Source organism: Sphingobium sp. C100 (assembly GCF_000508185.1).
Taxonomy (GTDB): Bacteria; Pseudomonadota; Alphaproteobacteria; order Sphingomonadales; family Sphingomonadaceae; genus Sphingobium.
Map to the genome: position 1 here is coordinate 61,870 of NZ_AYOY01000046.1, position 7,698 is coordinate 69,567.

A 7,698-nucleotide genomic window follows, 5' to 3' on the forward strand; every position below is an offset into this window, starting at 1 on the left:
GCGACGCCATGACGACCATTACCGCAGATCATCACGGCGATCAGGCCCATGGGCACGATCATCATGATGCCGATCACAAGCCGGCCTTTTTCCAGCGCTGGTTCATGTCCACCAACCATAAGGACATCGGCACACTCTATCTGATCTTCGCGATCGTCGCCGGCATCATCGGCGGCGCAATCTCGGGGCTGATGCGCGCCGAACTGGCGCAGCCGGGCATCCAGTATCTCCAGACCTGGGCAAACATGCAGCATAGCCTGCTGGGCGTCGAACCGGCCACGCTGGACCAGGCCTATCATCTCTGGAACGCGCTCATCACCGCGCACGGCCTCATCATGGTCTTCTTCATGGTGATGCCCGCGATGATCGGCGGTTTTGGCAACTGGTTCGTGCCGATCATGATCGGCGCGCCGGACATGGCCTTTCCGCGGATGAACAACATCAGCTTCTGGCTGCTCATCCCCGCCTTCACGCTGCTGCTCGGCTCGGCCTTCGTGCCCGGCGGCACCGGCTATGGCGCGGGCACCGGCTGGACCGTCTATGCGCCGCTGTCGACCAGCGGTTCGGCCGGCCCCGCCGTCGACATGGCGATTCTGTCGCTCCACATTGCGGGCGCCAGTTCGATCCTGGGTGCGATCAACTTCATCACCACCATCCTCAACATGCGTGCGCCGGGCATGACCCTGCACAAGATGCCGCTGTTCGTCTGGTCGGTGCTGGTCACCGCCTTCCTGCTGCTGCTCGCGCTGCCGGTCCTGGCCGCGGCGATCACTATGTTGCTGACCGATCGCAATTTCGGCACCACCTTCTACGATGCCGCGGGCGGTGGCGATCCCGAACTCTACCAGCATCTCTTCTGGTTCTTCGGCCATCCCGAAGTCTATATCATGATCCTGCCGGGCTTCGGCATCGTCAGCCAGATCATCTCGACCTTCAGCCGCAAGCCGGTGTTCGGCTATCTTGGCATGGCCTATGCCATGGTCGCGATCGGCGTCGTCGGCTTCGTGGTCTGGGCGCACCATATGTTCACGACCGGCATGTCGGTGAATGTGAAGATGTATTTCACCGCCGCCACCATGGTGATCGCGGTGCCGACCGGCATCAAGATCTTCTCCTGGATCGCGACCATCTGGGGCGGCTCGATCAGCTTCAAGACCCCGATGGTCTGGGCGCTGGGCTTCATCTTCCTGTTCACCGTGGGTGGCGTCACCGGCGTCGTGCTGGCGAATGGCGGTGTCGACGACGTGCTGCACGACACCTATTATGTCGTCGCGCATTTCCATTATGTGCTTTCGCTGGGCGCCGTGTTCGGCCTGTTCGCCGGTTTCTATTACTGGTTCCCGAAAATGTCCGGGAAGATGTATAATGAATTCCTGGGCCAGCTGCACTTCTGGGTCTTCTTCATCGGCGTGAACCTGCTGTTCTTCCCGATGCACTTTCTGGGCCTTTCGGGTATGCCGCGCCGCTATCCCGATTATCCCGAGGCCTTTGCTTACTGGAACAGCGTCGCCAGCCACGGCTATGAAATCATGGCCGCCGGCATGGTGATCTTTTTCATCAACCTCATCTGGTCGCTCGCCGCCGGCAAGCGCGCGGAAAGCAATCCGTGGGGCGAAGGCGCGACGACGCTGGAATGGACGCTGCCCAGCCCGCCGCCCTTCCACCAGTTCGAAACGCTGCCCGTCATCGATTGACGCGGCCCATCGCGCGCCCGGCACGGGTCGGGCGCGCCGCAAGGGAACGGGCGGGGTGGGACCGTCCGTCCATTTGCGAGAATCGGTCGGCGCCTTTATGGGCGCAGGGCTGATCGAAAGAGGAGTTTATGGCCAGTTCGCCCATCATGTCCGGGACCGCCACGCCCGCATTGCCGGCCCATTGGCGCGATTTCGTCGCGCTGACCAAGCCGCGCGTCATGACGCTGGTGGTGTTTACCGGCCTGTGCGGTCTGCTTGCCGCGCCGGACCATATCCATCCGGTGCTGGCCTTCACCGCCATTCTCTGCATCGCGCTGGGCGCCGGCGCCGCCGCCACGCTCAACCAATGGTATGAGGCGGACATCGACGCCAAAATGAAGCGCACCGCCAACCGGCCGCTGCCTGCCGGGCGCATGGACCGACAGTCGGCGCTGCATTTCGGGGTGGGCCTGTCCTTCTTTTCGGTGATCCTGATGGGCATGGCGACAAATCTGCTCGCCGCCGCCGTGCTGACCGTCTCGATCCTGTTCTACGTCTTCGTCTATACCATCTGGCTCAAGCCGCGCACGGCGCAGAATATCGTCATCGGCGGCGCGGCGGGTGCATTCCCGCCGGTGATCGGCTGGGCCGCGGTGACAGGCGACATCAGCGCGCTGCCGGTTGCGCTCTTCATGCTGATCTTTTTCTGGACGCCGCCGCATTTCTGGTCGCTCGCCCTGTTCGTCAGGACCGACTATGCCGCCGCGGGCATCCCGATGCTCCCGGTGGTGGCGGGTGAGGTGACGACACGCCGCCAGATATGGCTCTACACCGCGATCATGGCGGTGGCGGCTCTTGCGCCGGTGCTGCTGCGGCTGACGGGGCCGATCTATGGCACGGCCGCCATCGTGGGCACGGCGATATTCGCCGCCCTGGCGTTCCAGGTCTATCGTCATCGGGAGACCGATCCGGCGAATATGGCGCCGGAAAAACGGCTGTTCAAATATTCGATCCTTTATCTGTTCCTGCTGTTCGGGGCGGTGGTCGTCGACCGCTGGCTGCTGCCATGACGCCGGAGGAGCAGGATCAGGTGCGCGCCCGGCAAAAGTCGCGCGCGCTGGTGACCGGGCTGCTGCTCGGCTTTCTCGCCATCCTCTTCTTCGCCATCACCCTGGCGAAAATCGGTGTGAGCGATCAGATCTGATGGCGACGCTCCCTCCCTCACCCTTCGATCGGAGCCGGCGCAACCGGCGGACCCTGGTCGCCATGGTCGGGGTCGGGCTGGCGATGCTGGGCCTGGGCTTCGCCTCCGTACCGCTCTATCGCATCTTCTGCCAGCAGACCGGCTTCAACGGCACGACGCAGCGGGCGGACGCCGGTGTTGAGGTTCGCCAGGCGACCGGGCACATGCTGTCGATCCGCTTCGATTCGAACGTGCAGCCGGGAATGCCCTGGCAATTCCGTCCCGAACATCCGACCCAGACGGTGACGGTCGGCGCCAAGTCGATGGCGATTTTCGTCGCGAAGAATCTCTCGGACCGGCCGGTGACAGGATCGGCCAGCTTCAACGTCACGCCGACCCAGGCCGGGGCCTATTTCACCAAGATCCAATGTTTCTGCTTCACGCAGCAGACATTGCAGCCCGGTCAGGAAGTGCGGATGCCCGTCCTTTATTATGTCGATCCCAAGATACTGGACGATCCCGACAATAAGGACACGCAGGAAATTACGCTGAGCTACACTTTCTACCCTGTTGAGCAGGGCCAGAAGGCGGGTTAAGGAACAGCAGAGAACAGGAACGGGGAAGAGAAGCATGGCAGGCGCCAAGAATCACGATTATCATATTCTTCCGCCCAGCATCTGGCCGCTCTTCGGCTCGATGTCGGCGCTGGTCATGGCGATGGGCGCCATCATGTGGATGCATCCCGATGCCATGGGGCCGGGCGGCGGCTGGGTCTTCCTGATCGGTCTTGCCGGCGTGCTCTTCACCATGTTCAGCTGGTGGGGCAATGTGATCGGCGAAGCCCATGCCGGCGATCATACGCCCGTGGTCCAGCTGCACCTGCGTTACGGCATGATCCTGTTCATTGCTTCGGAAGTGATGTTCTTCGTCGGCTGGTTCTGGGCCTTTTTCGACTTCGCCCTGTTCCCCAGCCTGCTCGCGCCGATCGACGGCCTGTTTCCGTCGAAGGATATCGAGGTGATGAACGCGTTCGAGCTGCCTTTGCTCAACACGCTCATCCTGCTCTGCTCGGGCACGACCGTCACCTGGGCGCATCATTCGCTCATCCATGGCGACCGCGACGGCCTCATCAAGGGGCTGTGGTGCACGATCATCCTGGGCGCGCTGTTCAGCAGCATCCAGGCCTATGAATATGCCCATGCGCCCTTCGGCTTCGGCGGCAATCCCTATAGCTCGGCCTTTTACATGGCGACCGGCTTTCATGGCTTCCACGTCCTGGTCGGCACGATCTTCCTGATCGTCAATCTGGTCCGCGCCTATCAGGGCCATTTCACGCCGCGCCAGCATTTCGGCTTCGAAGCAGCGGCCTGGTATTGGCATTTCGTCGATGTCGTGTGGCTGTTCCTCTTCGTCGCCATCTATGTCTGGGGTGGCTGGAGCGCGCCGGTTCACGGCGGCTGAGTCCGGCAGGATGTCGAAAGCAACGCGGCCGGGGCCTATCGCTCCGGCCGTTTTCATGTCCCGCATCATCGGTTAAGCAGGACCGCCATGACCGCTCAACCTGATCCCGCAAAAGGACGACGCGCCGTGCGCATTCCTGTCCTGCCGACCCTGCTCGTGGCGTTGGCGGTCCTCGTCATGATCGGCCTTGGCGTCTGGCAGCTTCAGCGCCGTGGCGAGAAGGCCCAGGCGCTGACATTTGCCGCGACCAATCCCGGTCGCCCGCCCGTCGCCTTTCCAAAGCTTCCGCCGGTCCCGGCCGATCTGTTGTTCCGTCGCTCCTCGGCCTATTGCCTGCGGGTCGTGGGCTGGCAGGTGGAGGCCGGACGCGCCGCCGACGGCAGCACCGGCTATCGCCATATCGCCCAGTGCGCGACCGGGGCGGAAGGGCCGGGGGTGATGATCGCCGTCGGGGTCAGCCAAAAGCCGGACGAAAAACCGGCCTGGACCGGCGGCCGGGTCGAAGGCTGGATCAGCCAGGAGCCGGACCATCGTGCGCTCTTCCCCCGCATCGGCGGCAAGGCGCCGCCGCTGCGGCCGATGCTGATCGCCCGCACGGCGCCGCCCGGCCTGAAGCCGGTCGCTCCGCCCCGCGCGGCCGATCTGCCCAACAATCACCTCGCCTATGCGGTGCAATGGTTCTTCTTTGCCGCCATCGCGGTCATCATCTATATTCTGGCCCTGCGCCGCCGTAACGCGCCAAACCCCGCCTAAAGGCTTGCTCCCCGGCGCGGCTGGCGTTACCGCGCATTCCCATTATGCAATATCAGAGCACCAGGGGGAGCGCGCCGTCGCTCGGGTTCGAGGATGTGACGCTGGCGGGGCTGGCGTCCGATGGCGGGCTGTATCTGCCGACCAGCTGGCCCGCCTTTACCGCTGACCAGATTCGGTCCCTTGCCGGTCTTTCTTACGTTGAGACCGCCGTCCGTGTCATGTCGCCCTTCGTCGCGGGCGCGCTGACGGAAGACGAGCTGCGCGACCTTTGCGCCGCCGCCTATGGTCGCTTCAGCCATCAGGCGGTGACGCCGCTGGTCCAGCTCGACCACCAGCACTGGATGCTGGAACTGTTCCACGGTCCCACGCTCGCCTTCAAGGATGTGGCGCTCCAGTTGCTGGGCCAGATGTTCGAACGCTTCCTGTCGCGCCGTGACGATCATCTGACCATCGTCGGCGCGACATCGGGCGACACCGGTTCGGCGGCGATCGACGCGGTGGCGGGCCGCGCGAAGATCGACATCTTCATGCTCCATCCCGAAGGCCGCGTGTCCGATGTGCAGCGGCGGCAGATGACCACCGTGCGCGCGCCCAACGTCTATAATATCGCGATCGATGGCAGCTTCGACGATGCGCAGGCGCTGGTGAAGGCGATGTTCAACGATGCCGGCTTCAAGAGCCGCTTCAACCTGTCGGCGGTGAACAGCATCAACTGGGCGCGGCTGATGGCGCAGATCGTCTATTATTTCTACGCCGCCGTGCGCCTGGGCGCGCCGGAGCGCGAAGTCGCCTTCTCCGTGCCGACCGGCAATTTCGGCGACGTGTTCGCCGGCTATGTCGCGGCGCAGATGGGCCTGCCGGTCGCGAAGCTGATCGTGGCCACCAACGTCAACGACATCCTCCACCGCGCTCTGGCGGAGGGCGATTATAGCCAGGGCCAGGTCGTATCGACAGCGACCCCCAGCATGGACATTCAGGTCAGCTCCAATTTCGAGCGGCTGCTGTTCGACGCCGGCGGCCGTGATGGCGTTGCGCTGGCCGATCAGATGCGCGGCTTTGAGGCAAGCAAGGCGATGCGCCTCACCAACGCGCAGCGCGCCGGCGCGGCCCGGTTGTTGACCTCCTCGCGCATCGACGCCGACGGCATGACCATGGCGATGCGCTGGGCCTATGACGCGGCGGGTCAGGTGATCGATCCGCACAGCGCGATCGGCCTGGCTGCGGCGCGGACGGCGGACATTGATGCTTCTGTGCCGGTGGTGACGCTGGCGACCGCCCATGCCGCCAAATTCCCCGACGCGGTAGAGCGGGCGACCGGCACGCGCCCGCCATTGCCGCCGCGCGTGGGTGATTTGTTCGCGCGCGAGGAAAGCTATGCCAAGCTGCCCGCGACCTTCGAGGCGATTACCGCCTATGTCGCCGACCGGGCGACGCCGCGAGGGTGAAGAAGCCCGTTCGTTTCGAGCATAGTCGAGAAACGATATGTGAATCCTTGCCGTGTCTCGACTTCGCTCGACACGAACGGAGGTTGCGTGGAACTCAAGACCCTTATCGGCGAACCCTGGTCGGATTACGGCCTGCTGGATTCAGGCGGTGGCCGCAAGCTGGAGCGCTATGGCCGCTTCCGTTTCATCCGGCCCGAACCGCAGGCGATGTGGCAGCCGGCGACCAGCGACTGGCGCGCGGACGGGGAATTCATCCCCGGTTCGGACGAGGATGGCGGCGGCCGCTGGTATTATGACCAGCCGGTCCCGGCCGAAGGCTGGCCGCTCCACTGGAGGGAAGTGACGTTCCAGTCGAGTTGCACGCCCTTCCGCCATCTTGGCTTCTTCCCCGACATGGCGCCAATCTGGGACAATCTTCGCGCCAGCATAGCCGACAAGCCCGATGCGGAGGTGATGAACCTGTTCGGCTATACCGGCGTCGGCACGTTGGCGCTGTCGGCCGGCGGCGCGCGCATGGTCCATGTCGATGCATCGAAGAAGTCCGTCGCCCAGGCCCGCGCCAATGCCGCCCTGTCGGGCATGGAGGAGCGTCCTGTTCGCTGGATCGTCGAGGATGCGGCCAAGTTCGTCGCACGCGAGGTGCGCCGGGGGCGTCGCTATGACGGCATATTGCTCGATCCGCCCAAATATGGTCGCGGCCCGGACGGCGAAATATGGCGGCTGGAAGAGGATCTGCCGGGTCTCATCGCCAACTGCCGCGCCTTGCTCGACGCGGACAGCCGTTTTCTGTTCCTGACCGTCTATGCGGTGCGCATGTCGGCATTGGCGATCGGCGAATTGCTGCGCCAGGCTTTCGCCGACCTGCCGGGCACTGTGGAAGCGGGGGAACTGGCGGTGCGGGAGGAAGCGCGCGGCCTGTTGCTGCCCACCGCCATCTGGGCGCGCTGGCGGCGCTAAGCGCTCCATTTGGCCTTTTCGGGTTGAGCGGGGGAGCCGGGTCCGGCATGACGGGCGCCATGCGTCTTATTCCCGCTTTTATCGCCGCTCCGTCCCTGCTGGTCCTGCTCGCCTCCTGCGTCGGCCCGCCTGCATCGCGTCCCGCGTCCGCGCCTGCCCCGCATCCCGCCGCCAGGCCCACGGCCACGCCGCGCCCGGCGCCGGTGCGGGAGGCTCCCGTCCCCGC

Annotated in this window: 8 protein-coding genes; all 8 read left to right on the forward strand. The window is 64.5% G+C overall.

Annotation, left to right across the window (positions count from 1 at the left end; all coding sequences use genetic code 11):
• The first annotated feature begins 8 nt into the window (after positions 1–8).
• The 8 genes from ctaD to C100_RS29745 all read left to right on the forward strand — a co-directional run bounded on the left by ctaD (position 9) and on the right by C100_RS29745 (position 7,472).
• A complete protein-coding gene (gene ctaD / locus C100_RS29715; RefSeq protein ID WP_024018684.1) occupies positions 9–1,694 on the forward strand; it encodes a cytochrome c oxidase subunit I in 1,686 nt (561 codons plus the stop codon).
• A 128-nt stretch (positions 1,695–1,822) separates the two neighbouring features.
• Positions 1,823–2,743 (forward strand): heme o synthase, encoded by a 921-nt coding sequence (locus C100_RS29720; protein WP_024018685.1) that lies wholly within the window; start codon positions 1,823–1,825, stop codon positions 2,741–2,743.
• On the forward strand, positions 2,740–2,877 hold the full coding sequence (locus C100_RS48820; protein WP_024018686.1) for a hypothetical protein: 138 nt from the start codon (positions 2,740–2,742) through the stop codon (positions 2,875–2,877). Before C100_RS29720 ends, C100_RS48820 begins: the two co-directional genes overlap by 4 nt.
• The gene (locus C100_RS29725; protein ID WP_024018687.1) at positions 2,877–3,452 is read left to right on the forward strand and encodes a cytochrome c oxidase assembly protein; all 576 of its coding nucleotides are present in this window, start codon (positions 2,877–2,879) and stop codon (positions 3,450–3,452) included. Before C100_RS48820 ends, C100_RS29725 begins: the two co-directional genes overlap by 1 nt.
• 34 nt (positions 3,453–3,486) lie before the next feature.
• On the forward strand, positions 3,487–4,317 hold the full coding sequence (locus C100_RS29730; protein WP_024018688.1) for a cytochrome c oxidase subunit 3: 831 nt from the start codon (positions 3,487–3,489) through the stop codon (positions 4,315–4,317).
• Positions 4,318–4,404: 87 nt separating this feature from the next.
• Positions 4,405–5,070 (forward strand): SURF1 family protein, encoded by a 666-nt coding sequence (locus C100_RS29735; RefSeq protein WP_024018689.1) that lies wholly within the window; start codon positions 4,405–4,407, stop codon positions 5,068–5,070.
• 44 nt (positions 5,071–5,114) lie between these two features.
• The gene (gene thrC / locus C100_RS29740; protein WP_024018690.1) at positions 5,115–6,515 is read left to right on the forward strand and encodes a threonine synthase; all 1,401 of its coding nucleotides are present in this window, start codon (positions 5,115–5,117) and stop codon (positions 6,513–6,515) included.
• Between the two features lie 87 nt (positions 6,516–6,602).
• Positions 6,603–7,472: a class I SAM-dependent methyltransferase gene (locus tag C100_RS29745; RefSeq protein ID WP_024018691.1), complete on the forward strand. Its 870-nt coding sequence runs from the start codon at positions 6,603–6,605 to the stop codon at positions 7,470–7,472.
• The last annotated feature ends 226 nt before the right edge of the window (positions 7,473–7,698 follow it).